This is a genomic window from Bradyrhizobium sp. NBAIM08 (genome assembly GCF_020193935.1).
GTDB lineage: Bacteria > Pseudomonadota > Alphaproteobacteria > Rhizobiales > Xanthobacteraceae > Bradyrhizobium > Bradyrhizobium yuanmingense.
In genome coordinates, this window is sequence record NZ_JADYVR010000758.1 from 1 (window position 1) to 416 (window position 416).

The window sequence follows — 416 nt, forward strand, 5'->3', positions numbered from 1 at the left end:
GCTCGAAGTGATGGCGCCGCTGCCGGCCGTGATGCCCGATGTCGACCGTCGCTGGGTGACCCGCGTCGCCCCGGATCCGGTGCTGCGCGTCGACACCAACGACTACTCGCTCGATCCCGGCCTGGTCGGCCGGCGCGTCGAAGCGCGCGTCTCGCAGCGCGAGATCGCAGCGGTCGCGCTGGACACCGGCGAGCTCGCTTGCCGCCACCAGCGCAGCTTTGCCAAGCACCGCACGATCGTCGCGCTCGAGCACGCCCGGGCGCTGCGCGCCGGACGCCAACCGGCCGAGCCGACGGTCGAGGTCCGGCCACTCGACGTCTATGACGCCCTGATCGCATGACCCGCCCCTCATCGGAGCTCGCGCACCTGTTTCGGGCGCTGAAGGCGCCGGCCGCGGCGCGGGCGCTGCCCAAGCT

The 416-nt window shown here is 73.3% G+C and carries 1 pseudogene; it reads left to right on the forward strand.

The window, feature by feature from the left end:
* Positions 1 to 340: pseudogene (locus I6F37_RS41920) on the forward strand (hypothetical protein); the annotation flags it as partial.
* Positions 341 to 416: the final 76 nt, after the last annotated feature.